Raw genomic sequence first — 19764 nt, 5'->3', positions numbered from 1 at the left:
ATGATCGTTTCCCTTTCTCTGCCCGCTTTCTTAAATAGCTAGGCAGGCAGAAAAAGGGACGTAATCAGTCTAAGGCGAGGAAATCTCCCAAAGGCTACATGATGCTATTGAATTATTACGCGGCTGCAAGGTAAGTCTGCGAATCTTGCAGCGCTGTAATATTAGCGGTTTTATCCCCGCAGATAGCGGAAGCGAAGCGGGTAATGTTCGGTGTTGGTATAGCTCACCGTGAACTCGAAAGGCAGGCCGTGGCTGGTGGCAAGGCGCACAATTTCAATGCAAGGCTGTTGGTGTTCGAGCTGTAATAGAGCGGCCACCGGTGCTGGGACGATACAGGGACGATAATCATCCTGAGCCTGCATGCTCAATAGGTTAAAGTCATGAGCAAGCGTATGGTAAAGCCCGTGCTGCTCTACGTGCTGGCGATTCAGAGTGGCAAAACGTTCGGCGGGTAAAACGGTGATTTCATATAGCGCCGGATGTTGCTCGACAAATCGCAAACGCTCAAGGATTATCACGCGCTGAGTGGCATTGATGCCTAATTTCTGGGCTTGTTCTGGCGTAGCCAGACAGTGCTCGAAGCGTACTACTTGCGTGTGGTGAGCAAGACCGGCCTGAGTCATTTTCTCGCTAAAACCCACTGGCAGCGTGTTGTCTGCCAACCACGCAGGCGTGGTCACCAGAGTGCCCCGCCCCTGTTTTTTGGTCAAAAATCCCCGCTGAGCTAACATTTCAACCGCCGTGCGCAGCGTAACTCGGCCACATTGATATTGCTGACAGAGCACAGGCTCTGGCGGCAGCAGAGTATCGAGCGGGAATTCTCCCGCTTCGATTCTTTCACGCAGATCTTTTGCGATATGCAAATAGAGAGGGGCAGCCTGTTCGAGTTCGTTATGCATCAATCCTGTCCATAAATGGTCACTTTGCACACCTTGGCCACTTTACCGTCATTGGAAGGGAGATCGGGGGTTACACCCAGTTGGCGTGCGCGCAATAGCCCAAGTAGCTGAGCGAACATAACATACAACAAACCGCTAAAGACTTCAGGTAGTTGGGTCAATTCTGGTGAGTCAAAATGCAGATACTCATCGCAGGCTTGCGCGACACGTTCGTCGTTTGCCGCGGAAATACCTATGATTTTCCCCTGTGGATGGCGCTGCGCGGCTAACTCGGTAGCCATATCCAGATCGTAACGAAGGATCTCCTGATCGGGCGAAAGATAGCAAACCACGGTGACTGGCTGGTTAACGATTAGTTTAGGACCGTGACGAAATGCCAGCGTTGAGAAATCATCGGTAGCCTGTCGTCCGTTGCACATCTCCAGTAATTTCAGGCTGGCATCGGCAGCGATAAACTGTAGCGACGATGAGCCTAAACTGACCACCACGGGGGCGTCGCGTTTGGCGATGGCCGCAATTTTTTCAGCCTGCTGTGAAAGAAAATAGTCAGCTCCGTGCTGGTAAACATCTAAGGCGCGCTGGGCGATATCCCATTGCTGAGGCAAGAAGATGAGCAGCAGATACCAGATCGGTAGCGTAAATTCCGCGGCGGCAGCAAAAGAGCCGTTTTTGGTGCCGATAGGCGCTGGGATATAGAGGGTTTTGGCGTGATGCTGGCTGCGTTTAGGTAATTCTCCCTGCGGATCGTTCGCAACGATCAAGTGATAGCAGTCATCGATCAGGCGTTCAGCCAGTTCAAACACCGCGGTGCTCTCTGGAGTACTGCCGGAGCTGGTGACGGAAACCAGTAGTGTCGGTTTATTTTCCAGATACAACTCAGGTTTGACGACGATATCGGTACTGGCAAGAACCTGAATAGATTTTCCGGTTTGTTGACGGAGCCACTGCGCGGCAACGCGTGCGGCACTAAGTGATGAACCGGCACCGCATAGAATGATATTGCGCGGCTCATCTGCCAACTGTTGCCAGAAACGCTCAATTTCCGCGCGGTGTTGCTGTACAAGAGCAAAGCCTTCACGCCATAGCCGAGGCTGATTGCAGATAGATTGTAGTGTCAATAATCCACCGGCTGACTGCCATTCGGCTTCGCTAAACAGTGTGATGCTTGATTTCTGCATGATTAATCTCCAAACATTCGAACGTTATGATGTTTAATGGTGGAGAAAAAAAATACGCCTGTCTGTGACGACGATCGGTTTTATGATTAGAAGCCCTACAAGAAGGATAAGTCGGGTGATCCTACTATCACCTGTGACAGGCCTATAAAAGATGAGTTACTATCGCGGGCAATTGTGTAAAGACCAAGACAGTCGTTAAGTCCCGCTGCGGACTGTTTTACTCATTCAGTTATGGCGGCGGCCAGAGGATTATTAATGAGCGATCTGATCCATGACGGCAGCGAGCGCCAAGCGCTGCATACGTTTACAGAGAACGCCTATCTCAACTATTCCATGTACGTCATCATGGACAGGGCGTTACCTTTTATCGGTGATGGTTTAAAACCGGTACAGCGTCGTATTGTGTATGCGATGTCGGAGCTGGGGTTAAACAACAGCGCCAAGTTTAAAAAGTCCGCACGTACCGTGGGTGACGTGTTGGGTAAGTATCATCCGCACGGCGATAGCGCTTGTTATGAAGCCATGGTGCTCATGGCCCAGCCGTTCTCCTACCGTTATCCGCTGGTTGATGGTCAGGGTAACTGGGGTGCTCCGGATGATCCGAAGTCCTTTGCTGCGATGCGTTATACCGAGTCACGCCTGTCCAAGTATGCTGAAGTGCTATTGGGCGAGTTAGGACAGGGTACCGTCGACTATACGCCAAACTTTGATGGCACCCTGCAGGAGCCAAAAACGCTGCCTGCGCGCCTGCCTAATATTTTGTTGAATGGGACTACCGGTATTGCCGTTGGTATGGCAACGGATATTCCTCCGCATAACGTGCGTGAGTTGGCGAAAGCCTTAGTTGAGCTGATTGATAAGCCGAGTATGACGCTCGACGATATTCTCGAGCATGTCCAAGGCCCAGATTATCCAACCGAAGCCGAAATTATCACGCCGCGTGAAGAGATTCGTAAAATCTATCGCACCGGCCGTGGCTCGGTTCGCATGCGTGCAATCTGGAAAAAAGAAGACGGCGAGGTGGTGATTAGTGCGCTGCCGCACCAGACTTCCGGCGCGAAAGTGTTGGAGCAAATTGCCAGCCAGATGCGGGCGAAGAAATTGCCGATGGTTGAAGATTTACGTGATGAATCCGATCACGAAAACCCAACCCGTTTAGTCATCGTGCCGCGTTCCAATCGCGTAGATATGGATCAGGTGATGACTCACCTGTTTGCCACCACCGATCTGGAAAAAAGCTACCGCATTAACATGAATATGATCGGCTTGGACAATCGTCCGGCGGTCAAAAATCTGCTCGAAATTCTGACTGAATGGCTCGCTTATCGTCGTGATACGGTGCGCCGCCGCTTAAACTACCGTCTGGAAAAAGTGCTGAAGCGTTTGCACATTTTGGAAGGTTTACTGGTGGCATTCCTCAATATTGATGAAGTGATCCACATCATCCGTACCGAGGACGAACCCAAACCGAAGCTAATTGAACGCTTTGATATTTCAGAAACACAGGCAGAAGCTATTCTTGAACTGAAACTGCGTCACCTTGCTAAGTTGGAAGAGGTGAAAATTCGTGGTGAACAGGATGAGCTAGCTAAAGAACGCGACCATTTGCAGGCATTGCTGGCATCTGAACGTAAACTGAATACGTTGATCAAGAAAGAAATTCAGGCTGACGCACAGGCTTACGGCGACGATCGCCGCTCTCCACTGCAAGAGCGCGAAGAAGCTAAAGCCATGAGCGAGCACGACTTCATTCCATCCGAGCCGGTGACTATTGTTCTGTCAGAAGGGGGATGGGTGCGCAGTGCCAAGGGGCATGATATCGATCCTACCGGCTTGAGTTACAAGGCGGGTGACAGCTTCCGTGCGGCTGCGCGTGGTAAGAGCAATCAGCCTGTGGTCTTTATCGATTCCACGGGGCGCAGTTATGCGCTTGATCCAACGACGCTGCCTTCGGCACGTGGGCAGGGTGAACCGTTAACCGGTAAGTTGACGCCACCACCAGGAGCTACCATTGAGCAGGTATTAATGGCTGCGGATGACCAAAAACTGTTGATGGCTTCAGATGCAGGTTATGGTTTCGTATGTACTTTCAACGATTTGGTCGCACGTAACCGTGCGGGTAAAGCGATGATTACCTTGCCAGAAAATGCTAAGGCGTTGCCACCGATTGAAATCAACGGTGCCGATGACATGTTGCTGGCCATTACGCAGGCTGGTCGTATGTTGATGTTCCCAGTGAATGATTTGCCACAGCTGTCGAAGGGTAAGGGCAACAAGATTGTCTCAATTCCTTCTGCACAAGCTGCATCGGGTGAAGATAAGCTGGCGTGGCTGTTTGTATTGCCGCCGCAGACGTCAATTACGGTGCATGTCGGCAAGCGTAAGCTGGTGATGAAGCCGCAGGAGCTACAGAAATTCCGCGCTGAACGCGGACGCAAAGGTACGCTGTTACCGCGTGGCTTGCAGCGCATCGAACGTGTTGATGTAGAAATGCCAGAGCAGATCAAAGTCGGCCCAGGCGATAGTGAAGAGTAAATGTTGAGGATTTAAACGTTTATCTTGGAGGACGAGCCGACGTGGCGAGACATAGCGTCACGTCGGAGTCGGGCGCTGGCACCGAACTTGATCGCATGTCGGCGCATCTCCTCGCTTGTTTTCCAATGATTTTTTAACGCTGCAGCCAAGGAATCTCCGGTGTGTTTTGCAGCTAAGTCGGTATACTAACTCCGGCTATATGTTTATGAGGTTGTTATGTTATCCATCATTCGCGTTGTGCTGGTCACGCTATACTGTATTTTGGCCTGCATTTTCGGTTGTATTTATTGCTTGTTTAGCCCGCGTAATCCACGCCACGTTGCGACCTTCGGCCACATGTTTGGGCGCTTGTCGCCGTTGTTTGGCCTGAAAGTAGAAACTCGCATTCCGGCTGAAGCAAAGAACTACGGCAACTCCATTTATATCGCTAACCACCAGAATAACTATGACATGGTAACGATATCGAATGCGGTACAGACCAACACGGTCACCGTGGGTAAGAAAAGCCTGATTTGGATCCCGTTCTTTGGCCTGCTTTATTGGCTAACGGGGAACCTGCTGATTGACCGTGCGAACCGTGCGAAAGCGCATAACACGATTGCGCAGGTCGTGAATCAATTCCGCACCAAGACGATCTCCTTCTGGATGTTCCCTGAGGGAACTCGTAGCCGTGGTCGTGGTTTGATGCCGTTCAAAACCGGTGCTTTCCATGCCGCGATTGCCGCTGGGGTGCCGATTGTTCCGGTATGTGCATCTAATACAAACGACAAAGTTAAGCTTAATCGCTGGAATAACGGTTTGGTTATTGTTGAAATGCTGCCACCGATCGATGTGACTAAATACGGCAAAGATCAGGTTCGTGAACTGTCAGCCTACTGTCATGCGTTGATGGAAGCTAAAATCAATGAGCTGAATGCAGAAGTGGCTGCTCGTGAAGCTCAGATGCGCGAAGCTAAGTCTTGATTCTAAAGAATATTATTTAGGCCTGTCAGCGTTTGGCAGGTCTTTTATTTAAACGATTGAATTCAATCGTTGATGCTGAGATCCCTTCTGGCATTTCAGTTTGCATAGCAAATTCATGGAGAAGTTATGTCACTCAGTCGACGTCGGTTTATTCAGACTTCGGGTCTGGCACTGTGTGCAAGTGCATTGCCGCTGAGGGCGCATGCGAGTGGATCGCAAGTTTCGCTGCCCATTCCTCCTCTATTGGAATCAAAGCGCGGTCAGCCTCTGTTTCTGACGCTACAGCGTTCACATTGGGCTTTCATGAGCGGGCGTAAGGCCAGCACATGGGGTATCAATGGGCTTTATTTGGGGCCGACCGTACGTGTTTATAGCGGTGATGACGTGAAGCTAATTTATAGCAACCGTCTGCCTGAGTCGGTTTCGATGGAAATCAGTGGGCTGCAAGTTCCCGGCGCTTTAAGCGGCGGTGCGGCACGTTTAATGTCACCGAATGTGGATTGGTCGCCAGTGCTGCCTATTCGCCAATCTGCGGCCACGCTGTGGTATCACGCCAATACCCCTGGACATATGGCCGAACATGTATACAACGGCCTAGCGGGAATGTGGTTGGTTGAAGATGAGAACAGCAAAAATCTGCCTTTACCAAACCACTATGGCGTGGATGATTTCCCTGTCATTATCCAAGACAAGCGCTTAGATAACTTTGGTACACCAGAATACGAAGCGCCTTCGTCCGGTGGTTTCTACGGAGATTCTCTGCTGGTCAACGGCGTGCAGGAACCTTTTGTTGAGGTTTCTCGTGGCTGGGTACGTTTACGTTTGCTCAATGCTTCTAACGCTCGTCGTTACACTTTGACCATGAGCGATAATCGTCCATTCAGCGTTATTGCCAGCGATCAAGGCTATATGCCAGCGCCAGTGATTGCCAGCAGCCTAACATTGGCTCCGGGAGAGCGCCGCGAAGTACTGGTCGATATGTCTAAAGGCGAAGAGGTATCGATTACTGCGGGTGTTGCAGCAGGTATTATGGATCGTCTGCGTGGCTTGTTTGAGCCCTCTTCCATTCTGATTTCTACTACCGTACTTACCCTGCGTCCAACCGGCCTGTTGCCGCTGGTGACGGATAATCTGCCAACGCGTCTGTTGTCTGATGACATGATGGAAGGCAGCGTAGTCAATACGCGCAGCATTAGTCTTGGCAGTGCTTCCCAGCCAGGCATAAACGGCGCAACTTGGGATTTACACCGGACAGACATTCAGGCACAGCAGGGGACATGGGAACGCTGGACGGTGCGTGCAGACACGCCGCAGGCATTTTACATTCAGGGTGCTAAATTCTTGGTGAAAAGCGTCAACAATGCGCCGCCAATGGTTGAAGACCGTGGCTGGAAAGACACGGTGTGGGTCGATGGTGAAGTATCTCTGATGGTCTACTTCCCTCAGGCGTCTTCTGAACATTTCCCGTTCATCTACTATAGCCAAACGTTAGAACTTGCTACCCGCGGTAGCGTAGGGCAACTGGTCGTCAACGCCGCTCAATAACTCTTCTATAACGCCCTTTCTCTTGTGTGAAAGGGCGTTGTCATAAATCGATCTGCTCTCACATTTCTGATCATCTCTGTGTAAAAAGTCGCTTCTTTTTGATTCTCCCCAACCTAACTCAATATTTTATTTGGTAGCTATAGCTAATTGAGCAATCGTTCTGGCAGGGGGCATCGAAATGAATAATAAAGAAAAAATACATAATGAAGGGATATCGATAACGCGCCGCAGTTTGGTTAAAGGCAGTGCTTTGGGTGGGCTAGCATTAGCAAGTGGCGCGCTGAATTTGCCGTTTATGCGTAATGCTCAGGCTGCGACCGTTGCAACGCCTCCGCCAGATAAAGTGACGTGGGGAATGTGCTCGGTCAACTGCGGCAGCCGCTGCGCGTTACGTCTGCATACCCGCGATAATGAAGTGTATTGGGTTGAAACTGACAACACCGGCTTAGATGAGTATGGCGATCATCAGGTTCGAGCCTGTCTGCGTGGGCGCTCCATTCGCCGCCGTATGAATCATCCAGAGCGGTTGAATTACCCCATGAAACGCGTTGGCAAGCGGGGAGAAGGGAAATTCAAGCGCATTGGCTGGGATGAGGCTTATGACGAAATTGCCAACAGCCTGAAATACACGGTTGAAAAATATGGCAATGAAGCGGTCTATCAAAACTATGCAACTGGGGTCATCGGCGGCAACGTCACCCGCTCATCACCGTACGCCTCGATCATTGGCCGCTTGATGAACTGCTACGGTGGCTATCTTAGCCATTATGGTAGCTATAGCACTGCACAAATCTCTGCAGCCATGCCATACACCTACGGCAGCAACGATGGGAACAGCACGTCGGATATTGTGAATTCCAAACTGGTCGTTATGTTCGGTAATAATCCCGCTGAAACGCGGATGAGCGGCGGCGGGATCACTTATCACCTCGAACAAGCACGTGAACGCTCTCATGCCAAAATGATCGTGATCGATCCTCGCTATACCGATACCGCCGCAGGGCGCGAAGATGAATGGATCCCGATCCGTCCAGGAACAGACGCTGCGCTGGTGGGCGGGATAGCGCATGTGTTGATCAGTGAGAATCTGGTCGATCAGCCATTCTTAGATCGCTATTGCGTAGGCTATGACGAAAAAACATTGCCCAATAGTGCTCCCGCAAACGGGCACTACAAAGCCTATATTTTAGGTCAAGGGCCAGACGGGATAGCCAAAACGCCAGAGTGGGCATCTCGTATAACAGGTATTCCCGCCGAACGTATTATCAAACTGGCGCGTGAAATCGGTACTGCGAAGCCTGCCTATATTTGCCAAGGCTGGGGCCCACAGCGACAGGCTAATGGGGAAGAAACTGCCCGAGCAATTGCTATGTTGCCGATTTTGACCGGAAATGTCGGTATTCATGGTGGCAACAGTGGAGCACGAGAATCGACTTATCTCATCACGATTGAGCTGATGCCGGTACTTACCAATCCGGTCAAAACCTCTATATCTGTATTTACGTGGACCGATGCCATCCGGCGTGGACCGGAGATGACGGCGAAACGCGACGGGGTACGCGGAAAAGATAAGCTGGATGTTCCCATCAAATTTATCTGGAACTACGCCGGTAATACTTTGATTAATCAGCACTCAGATATCAACAAAACCCACGAAATCTTGCAGGACGATACCCTATGCGAAAAGATCATCGTCATTGAAAACTTTATGACCTCTTCGGCCAAGTATGCCGATATTTTGCTGCCGGATCTGATGACCACGGAGCAGGAGGATATTGTTCCTAATGATTATGCGGGAAATATGGGGTATTTAATCTTTAGTCAGCCTGCGACTAGCGCCAAGTTTGAGCGTAAGGGGATCTATGAAATCATGTCACAGATTGCTAAACGACTCGGGCCAGATGTAGAGCAGGCATTTACCGAAGGGCGTACGCAGTCTGATTGGCTACACTATCTGTATGCCAAAATGCAGGCGCGTGATCCGCTGCTCCCTGATTATGAAACCCTGCGTCAGCAGGGAATTTATAAACGTAAAGATCCCAATGGCCATTTTGTTGCTTACCAAAAATTTCGCCAAGATCCAGACGCGAATCCCCTAAAAACGCCTTCAGGAAAGATCGAAATTTACTCTGAGCGACTGGCAGAAATTGCCGCTACGTGGGAGTTGGAAAAAGACGAAACCATTAGTGCGTTACCGGTGTATGCCTCGACGTTTGAAGGATGGGATGATTCTCTACGTGCTATCTATCCGTTGCAGATGTTTGGCTTCCATTACAAGGCGCGCACCCACTCTACTTATGGCAACGTTGATGTGCTACAGGCCGCCTGTCGCCAGGAGGTGTGGATTAACCCTATCGATGCACAGAAACGTGGTATACAAAACGGCGATAAAGTTCGCGTATTTAACAAGCGTGGAACGGTGATTATCAATGCTAAAGTCACGCCGCGCATTATGCCGGGAGTCAGCGCAATGGGGCAGGGAGCTTGGCATCAGGCTGATATGGCTGGGGATAAGGTTGACCACGGTGGCTGTATCAATACGTTGACTACGATGCGTCCATCACCGTTAGCGAAAGGTAATCCGCAGCACACAAATTTAGTGGAAATCGAAAAAGTATAATTTGCCCAATCTGGCTCCCCTTCAGGGGAGCCTAATACGTTATGAGTGTCTACCGCCGTAGGCCAGTGTGACCTCTTTAGCCGCCTTAATGACCAGAGCGCCAATTTCGATAACGCGATCGTCTGTAATACGTGAAACGGGGCCTGAAATAGAAATGGCAGCGAAAGCCTCTTGATGTTCGTCATAGATGCAGGCTGCGATACAGCGCAGTCCCAAAGCATGCTCCTCGTCGTCGAAAGAAAACCCCTGTTTGCGGATATGCGCCAGTTCTTCTTTCAAACTTGTAGGGTTGCTACGGGTATGCGGTGTATAGCTATGCAGACCTTTTTTATGCAGTAATTCAACCAGATGAGAATCGCTCACGGTGGATAAAAATGCTTTACCCGCGCCTGATGCATGCATCGGTAGTTTGCCACCGATTGGCGCAGACATGCGCATTAACTGCGTGCACTGCACCTGATCGATGATCACGGCCTGAAAATCACTGACGTCTAACACCGCCAAGTTCACGGTTTCACCCGAGTCTTCCATTAAACGGCGCAAAATCGGGTGGACAATCGCCAGCAGATTGCGGCTTTGTAGAAAACTACTGCCAACGAAAAAGGCATGAGAAGCGATGGTCCACAAACCTAAATCGCCCACCTGTTGGACGAAGCCTTGTTGCTGCATGGTGCTCAATAAGCGATGAGTCGTGGAGTTTGGTAGTCCTGCTTGTTGAGCCAAATCCGTGAGCGCAACGCTACCGTGAGATTCGGCAATTAATTCCAACAATCTCAATCCTCGTTGTAAGGATTGAACCTGTCCGGTGGCCGCAGGCGCTGCGGTTGGCGTGGTGGCACGTGGTTTCTTCCCACGTTTTACGGGCACGGTCGTCGCCATCGTGTTGCTCTCCTGAGACAGTCGTAAATAATTATTTTTATTGAACAAATTCTTATTAAAAAAATGTTATAAAAATGGAATCTATTTTCGTTTTCGACATTATGGATGTAATCGTTGGTTTTAACTGCTCCGACGTGTTCAAAGTCAGAGGCGGTACGCAAAAGTCACCTGAAAAAGTCTCAAGATCGCCTCCGCCAACAGAACTGAAACCTATGTTAGGATGAGGAAACGCCATTTTTTTGAATAAAAAACCTGCACTAAAAGACGGGTGATATCAGGGTAAATGAAAGACTAGGAGCAACAGTGAGCACAACCGTTGAGAGATTACGTCATCAGCTATCCCAAAGGATTTTGGTGCTGGATGGCGGTATGGGAACCATGATTCAAGGCTATCGGCTGACCGAAGAGGACTTCCGAGGCGATCGTTTTGCCGATTGGCAGAGCGATCTTAAAGGCAATAACGACCTACTGGTTCTGACCAAGCCGGATATTATTAGCGCGATTCATTATGACTATCTCGAAGCCGGCGCTGACATTCTAGAAACCAATACATTTAACTCTACGCGCATTGCGATGGCGGATTACCATATGGAATCCCTATCCGCGGAAATCAACTATGAAGCTGCACGTTTAGCTCGAGCCTGCGCCGATGAATGGACGGCGCGAACCCCGAATAAGCCACGCTATGTTGCAGGTGTACTCGGCCCGACTAACCGCACGGCGTCAATTTCTCCAGACGTTAACGATCCCGCTTTCCGTAATATCTCCTTTGACCAGTTAGTTGAAGCCTATCGTGAATCAACCCGTGCGCTGGTTGAGGGTGGCGTCGATCTGATCATGATCGAAACTATCTTCGATACGCTGAATGCCAAAGCAGCAATCTATGCTGTTGAAACCGAATTCGAAGCGATGGGTGTTGAACTGCCCGTCATGATTTCCGGCACGATCACTGATGCATCAGGCCGTACTCTGTCCGGTCAAACTACCGAGGCTTTTTACAACTCTCTGCGTCATGTGAAGCCGCTGACCTTTGGTTTGAACTGTGCATTAGGGCCGGATGAGCTGCGTCAGTACGTCGCAGAGCTATCACGCATTGCTGAATGCTTTGTCACGGCACACCCAAATGCGGGTCTGCCGAATGCCTTTGGTGAATACGATCTTGGCCCGAAAGAGATGGCTGAGCATATTGCCGAATGGGCTCAAGCTGGTTTTCTGAATATCGTCGGTGGCTGTTGTGGTACGACACCTGCGCACATTGCAGCAATCAGTCGGGCGGTTGACGGTGTAAAACCACGCGTGCTGCCAGATATTCCCGTCGCCTGTCGCTTAGCGGGTTTAGAACCGCTGACCATTGATGCCAATACGCTCTTTGTTAACGTCGGTGAGCGTACCAACGTTACGGGCTCAGCCAAGTTCAAGCGTCTGATTAAAGAAGATAAATATGCTGAAGCGCTAGAAGTTGCGCTGCAACAGGTAGAAAGCGGTGCTCAGATCATCGATATCAATATGGATGAAGGGATGCTCGATGCCGAAGCGGCAATGGTGCGTTTCCTTAATCTGATCGCCGGCGAGCCTGATATTGCCCGTGTACCGATAATGATTGATTCCTCCAAATGGGAAGTCATCGAAAAAGGTCTGAAGTGCATTCAGGGCAAGGGGATTGTGAACTCGATCTCGATGAAAGAGGGCGAGGATAAATTCATCGAGCACGCGCGTAAGGTTCGTCGCTATGGTGCGGCGATGGTGGTAATGGCGTTTGATGAAGTTGGGCAGGCGGATACGCGCGCGCGGAAAATTGAAATTTGCCGCCGTGCCTACAAACTGCTGACTGAAACAGTCGGCTTCCCTCCTGAAGACATTATTTTTGACCCCAATATTTTCGCGGTGGCGACGGGTATCGAAGAGCATAACAACTATGCCGTGGACTTTATCGAAGCCTGCGCAGATATCAAAGCCGAGCTGCCGCACGCCCTAATCTCTGGCGGTGTGTCTAACGTTTCATTCTCCTTCCGTGGCAACGATCCGGTACGTGAAGCGATCCACGCGGTATTCCTGTACTACGCGATCCGTAATGGTATGGATATGGGGATCGTTAATGCCGGGCAGTTGGCGATCTACGACGATCTCCCGACGGATCTCCGTGATGCGGTTGAAGATGTGATCTTAAACCGACGAGAGGATGGTACCGAGCGTTTACTGGATCTGGCGGAAAAATACCGTGGTAGCAAGAGTGATGACGATAGCAATAAACCTCAGGCGGAGTGGCGCAGTTGGCCGGTAAAAAAACGCTTGGAATATTCACTGGTTAAAGGCATTACCGAGTTTATTGAAGCGGATACTGAAGAGGCTCGTCTTGAAGCCGAACGTCCGATTGAGGTCATTGAAGGCCCGCTGATGGACGGCATGAACGTGGTTGGCGATCTGTTCGGTGATGGAAAAATGTTCTTGCCGCAGGTGGTGAAATCTGCCCGTGTGATGAAGCAGGCCGTAGCCTACCTTGAGCCGTTTATTGAGGCTAGCAAAGAGAAAGGTACATCGGCGGGGAAAGTGCTGCTGGCGACGGTGAAAGGCGATGTACATGATATCGGTAAGAATATCGTCGGCGTGGTGCTGCAATGCAATAACTACGAAATCATCGATCTGGGCGTTATGGTGCCTTGCGATAAAATCCTGAAAACTGCACGTGAGCAAAACGTTGATATTATTGGATTGTCTGGGCTGATAACGCCGTCGTTGGATGAAATGGTTTACGTGGCCAAAGAGATGGAGCGCCAAGGGTTCGATCTGCCGCTGTTGATCGGCGGAGCAACGACGTCTAAGGCGCATACGGCGGTTAAAATCGAGCAGAACTACAGTGGGCCAACCACCTATGTGTCGAACGCCTCACGTACCGTAGGCGTTGTTGCTGCGCTGTTATCCCCAACGCAAAAACCTGATTTTGTGGCTCGTACGCGTAAAGAGTATGAAACGGTTCGTATTCAACACGGACGCAAAAAGCCACGCACGCCGCCAGTTTCACTGGAGGCCGCGCGTGAAAATGCGACTTCGCTTGATTGGTCAGATTACACGCCGCCTGTTCCGCATCGTTTGGGCGTGCATCAGGTGACCGCGAGCATTGATACTTTACGTAATTACATCGACTGGACGCCGTTCTTCATGACGTGGTCGCTGGCAGGAAAGTACCCACGCATTCTCGAGGATGAAGTGGTTGGCGAAGAAGCCAAGCGAGTCTTTGCAGATGCTAATGCGATGCTGGATGATTTAGCGAGCAGCGGCAAACTCAATCCGCGTGGCGTGTATGGCATTTTCCCTGCTAATCGGGTGGGCGATGATGTAGAGATATACAGCAATGAATTCCGTGATGAGGTGCTTGTTACGGGTCATCATCTACGTCAGCAGACTGAAAAAACAGATTTTGCTAACTACTGCTTAGCGGATTTCGTGGCGCCAAAATCCAGTGGTAAATCAGACTATATCGGCGCATTTGCGGTTACCGGTGGGCTGGAAGAGGATGCGTTGGCTGATGCCTATGAAGCGCAGCATGATGATTACAATAAAATCATGGTGAAGGCGCTCTCTGACCGTTTAGCTGAGGCTTTTGCTGAATACCTACATGAAAAAGTACGTAAGGTTTATTGGGGATATGCGGCTAATGAAAACCTCAGTAATGAAGAGCTAATCCGCGAAAATTACCAAGGTATTCGCCCTGCACCTGGCTATCCGGCATGCCCTGAGCATACTGAAAAAGCGGCAATTTGGACGCTATTGGATGCTGAAAATACGGTGGGGATGAAGCTCACCGAATCTTACGCGATGTGGCCGGGGGCGTCGGTTTCCGGTTGGTATTTCAGCCATCCTGAAAGCAAATATTTTGCGGTTGCGCAGATCCAACGCGATCAGGTGGAAGATTATGCTCAACGTAAAGGAATGCCGGTTGCCGAGGTTGAACGTTGGTTGGCGCCGAACCTTGGGTATGATGCGGATTAACGGCTAATTTAGATTTTATCGGTCATGTACGGTGTAACATTACGAACGCTGTTTATCACTGAAGCTTACTTTGGCATCGTATCAGCGTTCGTGTTAGGGGGCCAATCGCCGCCCCCTAACAACCCGGCTTGGCACCACCTTCCAGCCTGCTACGCAGGTTCCCTCATTCGCCATTTCGGTTTTAACGGAACGAACGGCAATCGCCATCCTGGCTCCTCCGTTCTTTCGCCGACATCCCTGTCGGCGAATCCTAACCTACATGACTCATTCGGCTGTTCGGTAATGTGCCGGCAAGCAAACTCAACTCTCCGGTGACACCACTTTTTTGTTCTCTTTCTCATCCCCGGTAGGGCGTCCCTGCCAGTATCCTGCCAATAGGGAACCAGACAGGTTGTGCCATACGGAGAACAGTGCGCCTGGTAGTGCAGCAAGCGGTGAGAAGTAAATTTTACCTAAGGTGGCCGCTAGACCCGAGTTTTGCATTCCAACCTCGATCGCGAGGGTACGGCAGGTGGATTCGTCAAACCCGAACAAACGACCTCCCCAGTATCCGCTGAGCAGCCCGATGCTGTTATGCAAGATCACCGCGACGATCACCATCAGGCCAACCGAGGCAATATGGCTTTGGCTGCCGGCAACCACTGCGCTGATGATAGCCAAGATACACACCATTGATAGCGCAGGCAGGAAGGGTTCAATGCGTGCGACGAGTTTGTTGAACATGTGGTGAATAGCCAGACCGGCGGCGATTGGAATGACCACAATTTGTAGAATGCTGATTAACATTCCTATGATATCTACGCTAATGGTGGCATCGACGTATAAACGCGTCAGCAGGGGCGTCGCAAACACGCCTACCAGCGTTGAGAACGACGAAATGGTGACTGAAAGCGCGACGTCTCCACGGGCTAAGTAGATCATTACGTTTGATGCCGTGCCGCTGGCGACGCTGCCGACGAGAACCATACCGGCAGATAAATCTGGCGGCATATGGAAGGCTTTCGCGAGCAGAAACGCTGCTAGCGGCATCACCAAATAATGCAGGAAGATGCCGGCTGCAACGGGGGCTGGTCGAGATAGCACACGTTTGAAATCATCAATTTTTAGTGTAACCCCCATGGTAAACATGATGAGCATCAGTAACGGGCTAACGTAGGGTCCTATCCCCGTAAATGTGGTGGGCGTGAAATAGGCAGAGATAGACAGCAAAACTGCCCACAGAGGGAATAAACGTGTAAATAATGCCAGCATGATTAGGCCTTTTTAGTATGTTGTGATGTGTGTTATTGGAAATTTATAAGAATGAACAACAGGTACTGATTTCCCCGCCGCAGAGCGCGGCGGGAAGGCCGGAGCGGCAGAGGAAGGGTTACTCGAAGAGATTGGTGTGTAGCGCGCGCACCACGTTTTCGGCATTTTCACCGGGAACGAGGAAGCAGAGATTATGGCTGCTGGCACCGTAGCAAATCATACGAATGTTGAACGGTTCCATGACCCCGAAAACCTCTTTGCCAACGCCACAGGCGGAAGAGAGCTTGTTACCGATAAGCGCCACCAGTGCCAGATTTTCTTCTACTTCCACCCGACAAAGGGAGGAGAGCTCAGTCAGCAGAGAAGTTGTCAGCAAGCTGGCACCACTCGTGCACGAGCCGGTGGTGTCTAGCGTTAAGGCAATACTGACTTCAGACGTAGTAATCAAATCGACGGAGATGTTGTGACGCGCCAGAATCCCAAATACCTCTGCCAAGAAGCCGCGGGCGTGCAGCATGTTCAGGCTGTGTAACGTCATCAGCGTTTGTTTACGGCGCAGAGCAAGCGCACGGAACAACGGCGGCTGCTCGGTTTTATTGCACACTAAGGTGCCACCGGCCGAAGGATCTTTGCTTGAACCGACGAAAACGGGGATGTCGCTACGAACCGCAGGCAATAATGTGGCGGGATGTAAAACTTTGGCACCGAAGGTGGCCATTTCAGCGGCCTCGGAGAAACCAATTTCGCTGATACGGCGCGCTGCCGATACGATACGTGGATCGGTGGTATAAATGCCGGGAACGTCTGTCCAGATATCAACACGCGCAGCATTCAACGCTTCGCCTAGCAATGCCGCGGTATAGTCGCTGCCGCCTCGCCCAAGCGTGGTGGTTCGGCCTTTACTTTCGCTGCCGATAAAGCCTTGAGTGATGACAATGGCATCTTGAATACGCGGTACTAGCTGTTGCTGCGCTAATTCGTAGAGCGCGTGCGTGTCTGGCTCAGCACGGCCAAAACGATCGTTGGTGCGCATGATTTTACGCACATCAAACCATTCGGCATTGACGTCGCGCTGGCGCAGTAGCTCCACGAACAGCAAGGTCGACATCAGCTCGCCGTGGCTGACTAATTCATCGGTTAAGGCTGGAGACGTTGCCAGAGCTGCGGCTTCTGACAGCATGGCGATATTTTCCAGCATACGATCGATTTCTTCGCGCAGTACGCTTGGCTGATGGAGTGAATCAAGAATGCTGTATTGGATACGGCGAATTTCATCGATAACGTAATGACGCTTCTCTTGATCGCAGCCGTCAGCCAGTTCAACCAGTAAATTGGTGACGCCCGCAGAGGCAGATAACACCACCACGCGCACATTCGGGTTGGAAAGAACGATATTGGCGCTGTTTTGCATCGCGTCAGCGTTAGCCACGCTGGTGCCGCCAAATTTTGCGACGATGGTATTTTTCATATAAGCCTCGTGTCAGGGAAGCCCGCGTTAATTCAGTTAATCGGGCTAGAAATTCCATTACCTTGGCACAAGGAGAGAGCGGTATACGGGAGCAGACGTAGGGATTAAAGCTACGATACACCCAGAAGCGCCCCACCTTGCCGATCCCCCGGAATACAGAGAATCGAGGTGACAGCCCAAGGGATTCAGCCCTTGTAGCCGACGTAGCAGTTTCTCCGGTGGGCTGCTGCGTCTCGGCGTCACATCCCCTTGCGTATCGTTTCTCCCTAAACATTAGGGATGTGGAAACCGGCTCCTTCGATACGTTACCTGAGCAACGCGCCTCTTCTGGCTTGTACACGTGATGTACAAGTAGGTTTTTAGAAATAGCGACTTATTGAAGTTATGTCAACGTCATTAACATGAGCTATTTTCAATTTGAAAGGGAATAAGTTACAACGGCGAATGTTAAGTTATATCTTCTTGAATAATATAATTTAATAGAGAATGACTCTGTTATTAGCGGGGCGCATGGCCTACCGTAGAGTTGATAAGCCATGCTAATAAAATGTTAGTTTGAGGGGGTTACTTGTTCCCCTTGAACCAGCGCAACTAACGTACAGGGCATGGCAGGCACGCTGTTTTCATTCACGGGCTGAAGTGAGCCATCCTCTTTTTGCGCAAATAGTGGGATGACGCCTTGATGTTTTTCCAGATACTCAACCCAACCAAAGTTTTCGTTGAGCTTGGTGGCCTTAATTACGGCACCTTTGCCTAACAATGTACTCAGGCGTGAGTAAGTGGCCTCATGATTAAACAGAATTTCATGGCGACGGAAACGGCTGCTTTCACCGTTAGAGCGGCCTTTTAGCTGGGCGCTGGAACGGATGGAAAAGACTTTTCGCTCGCCGAAGATATGGCCAAAGTGATAAACCGCAAGCGCGTTCTGATGCCGATTGGGTGAGAGCGCCAGTACCTGAGCCGTATCGCTAAGATCGAGATAGTTTTCAGCATGTTCCGAATAGGCATGGCCATAATAAGCAGGAATGCCGTCCATGCGCGCTTGACGATAATATTCCCAACTGCTGTCCGTCACCATGACGGGAATTTTTAGCTTCATCAGTGCCTGAGCTACGGCACGCGCAACGGTGTTGGCGCCAATAATGAGCACTCCACGTGGCTTTTGCTGCTGAACGCCAAGCCAACGAGCGAGTCGGGCGCTGGTTAAACTTTGCAGCACCACGGTGCCAATGATTACGGCAAAGACAACGGTAACCAGTTTATCCGCTTCGGGGTAGTTCATTCGTTGTAGCGTGAGGGCAAATAATGAGCTGACGGCTGCTGCAACGATACCGCGAGGCGCAATCCATGAAAGCAGCGCTTTCTCTTGCCATCGTAGCGAGGAACCGGCGGTGGAGACGGCAATACACAATGGACGCGCCACAAACTGCACGATAAGCAAAACGATAACCAGCGGCCATCCCATCGCCCACAATGCACCAATATCTAAGCGCGCAGCCAGAATGATAAACAGCGCGGAAATTAAGATAGCTGACAACTCTTCCTTGAACGCCAAAATATCGCTGATATCGACATCTCGCATATTAGCCAGCCATATTCCCATGACGGTAACCGCAAGCAGGCCGGATTCTTCTGCAACGGCGTTAGAGAATCCAAATGCGCTGAGCATCACGGCCAGTACGGCGAGATTTTGCAGATAGCGTGGGATCCACACTTTCCGTAAGGCAATGCCAAGAACATAGCCAAATAGGGCACCGATTAACAGGCCAAGCACGACGGTTTTGCCAAAGGTCACGAATAGATGCGTCCAAGCCTCCGAATTTTGGCGTAACACAATGAATTCAAAGACGAGTACCGTAAAAATTGCGCCAACGGGATCGATCACAATCCCTTCCCATCGAAGCACACGGTTTATACTTGCTTTAGGGCGAACCACTCGCATCAATGGCGCGATGACCGTTGGCCCCGTCACGACGGTGACGGCACCGACCAGTGCCGAAAGTTCGGCAGAAAAACCCAACAGCCACCAGCAAGAAACTGAAATGATGGCAAAGGTCACGAGCATACCGATACTAACGAGATTACGAACGATGCCACCTAGCCCACGAATTTCTTCAAAACGCAGGGTGAGTGAGCCTTCAAACAGAATAATGGCAACCGAAAGTGAAACCAGAGGGAACAACAGTTCGCCAAACAGGGCGTCGGGAGCAATGACATGCGTCACGGGGCCTAACGCAATACCGATCAGTAGCAGAGGTAAAATAGCCGGAATGCGTAATCGCCACGCGAGCCACTGGGCCGCGAGTGAACTGATGCCAATAATGACCAGCATCAATGGTGTTGATAGCTCCATGATATGAACCTTAGAAACGATTAACAAAAACAGATGGTTATCATGACAGTTTAGCAACATTATGGCGCAACGTGAGGATTTGGCTG

General features: G+C 50.6%; 11 protein-coding genes and 1 riboswitch. Of the genes, 5 read left to right on the top strand and 6 right to left on the bottom strand.

The annotated features are described in order from the left end of the window. Positions 1-170: 170 nt before the first annotated feature. On the bottom strand, positions 171-899 hold the full coding sequence (locus tag HMPREF3091_RS08025) for a GntR family transcriptional regulator (protein ID WP_070715199.1): 729 nt from the start codon (positions 897-899) through the stop codon (positions 171-173). Continuing rightward, positions 899-2077: an AgaS family sugar isomerase gene (locus tag HMPREF3091_RS08020; protein WP_070715197.1), complete on the bottom strand. Its 1179-nt coding sequence runs from the start codon at positions 2075-2077 to the stop codon at positions 899-901. The genes HMPREF3091_RS08025 and HMPREF3091_RS08020 overlap by 1 nt, the downstream gene beginning before the upstream one ends. Before the next feature lie 255 nt (positions 2078-2332). Between HMPREF3091_RS08020 and parC the strand changes: the two genes are divergently transcribed. The 4 genes from parC to ynfE all read left to right on the top strand — a co-directional run bounded on the left by parC (position 2333) and on the right by ynfE (position 9740). Then, positions 2333-4612, top strand: coding sequence for a DNA topoisomerase IV subunit A (gene parC / locus HMPREF3091_RS08015; protein ID WP_070715196.1), 2280 nt, complete (start codon positions 2333-2335; stop codon positions 4610-4612). Between the two features lie 216 nt (positions 4613-4828). Then, positions 4829-5575, top strand: coding sequence for a 1-acylglycerol-3-phosphate O-acyltransferase (locus HMPREF3091_RS08010; RefSeq protein ID WP_008814710.1), 747 nt, complete (start codon positions 4829-4831; stop codon positions 5573-5575). Positions 5576-5701: 126 nt separating this feature from the next. Next, positions 5702-7120 carry a cell division protein FtsP gene (ftsP, locus tag HMPREF3091_RS08005; RefSeq protein WP_035503921.1) on the top strand — a complete coding sequence of 473 codons (1419 nt, stop codon included), beginning with the start codon at positions 5702-5704 and terminating at the stop codon, positions 7118-7120. Positions 7121-7298: 178 nt separating this feature from the next. Next, positions 7299-9740: a selenate/tellurate reductase subunit YnfE gene (gene ynfE, locus HMPREF3091_RS08000; RefSeq protein ID WP_070715194.1), complete on the top strand. Its 2442-nt coding sequence runs from the start codon at positions 7299-7301 to the stop codon at positions 9738-9740. Positions 9741-9779: 39 nt separating this feature from the next. On the opposite strand, the gene iclR is transcribed toward ynfE, so the two are convergent. After that, the gene (gene iclR / locus HMPREF3091_RS07995; protein ID WP_070715192.1) at positions 9780-10619 is read right to left on the bottom strand and encodes a glyoxylate bypass operon transcriptional repressor IclR; all 840 of its coding nucleotides are present in this window, start codon (positions 10617-10619) and stop codon (positions 9780-9782) included. A gap of 303 nt (positions 10620-10922) precedes the next feature. Between iclR and metH the strand changes: the two genes are divergently transcribed. Beyond that, a complete protein-coding gene (gene metH / locus HMPREF3091_RS07990; RefSeq protein ID WP_070715190.1) occupies positions 10923-14606 on the top strand; it encodes a methionine synthase in 3684 nt (1227 codons plus the stop codon). A 300-nt stretch (positions 14607-14906) separates the two neighbouring features. Here the strand turns inward: metH and panS are convergent, their stop codons facing one another. The 3 genes from panS to HMPREF3091_RS07975 form a co-directional block, all read right to left on the bottom strand. After that, positions 14907-15857, bottom strand: coding sequence for a ketopantoate/pantoate/pantothenate transporter PanS (gene panS / locus HMPREF3091_RS07985; RefSeq protein ID WP_070715188.1), 951 nt, complete (start codon positions 15855-15857; stop codon positions 14907-14909). Between the two features lie 118 nt (positions 15858-15975). After that, positions 15976-17325 carry a lysine-sensitive aspartokinase 3 gene (gene lysC / locus HMPREF3091_RS07980; protein WP_070715186.1) on the bottom strand — a complete coding sequence of 450 codons (1350 nt, stop codon included), beginning with the start codon at positions 17323-17325 and terminating at the stop codon, positions 15976-15978. 117 nt (positions 17326-17442) lie between these two features. Next, positions 17443-17660: riboswitch (Lysine riboswitch) on the bottom strand. A 215-nt stretch (positions 17661-17875) separates the two neighbouring features. Further along, entirely contained in the window at positions 17876-19678 is a 1803-nt protein-coding gene (locus tag HMPREF3091_RS07975; RefSeq protein ID WP_070715184.1) for a cation:proton antiporter, read from the bottom strand. Positions 19679-19764 lie beyond the last annotated feature (86 nt).

It is taken from the genome of Hafnia sp. HMSC23F03, assembly GCF_001816025.1.
In the GTDB taxonomy this organism is placed as follows: Bacteria; Pseudomonadota; Gammaproteobacteria; order Enterobacterales; family Enterobacteriaceae; genus Hafnia; species Hafnia paralvei.
Note: the sequence above shows the minus strand (reverse complement) of the source record. Positions and strands in the feature narration are given on the sequence as shown.